Genomic DNA, 264 nt, shown 5'->3' on the forward strand with positions numbered 1-264 from the left:
GGTGATGGTCAGGCGGATTTAGTTCATCATGGAGGGGTGGATAAAGCGGTTTGTGTGTATTCGGGTGAACATTATAGTTATTGGGAAGAAACATTGAATCAAGACCTTGAATATGGAGCATTCGGAGAAAATATAACAGTAAGTGGTATGCGTGAAGAGGATGTTTGTATCGGTGATACGTTTGAGCTCGGAGAAGCGATAGTACAAGTAACGCAACCAAGGCAACCTTGTTTTAAGTTAGCTAAGAAATACAATATTCCAAAG

Annotated in this window: 1 protein-coding gene; it reads left to right on the top strand. The window is 40.5% G+C overall.

Annotation, left to right across the window (positions count from 1 at the left end):
- The coding region (locus JDS96_RS31170; RefSeq protein ID WP_199669165.1) for an MOSC domain-containing protein at positions 1-264 on the top strand (264 nt) is incomplete at both ends.

Origin of the sequence: Bacillus cereus group sp. N21, from assembly GCF_016483395.1 — a bacterium.
Lineage (GTDB): Bacteria > Bacillota > Bacilli > Bacillales > Bacillaceae_G > Bacillus_A > Bacillus_A pseudomycoides.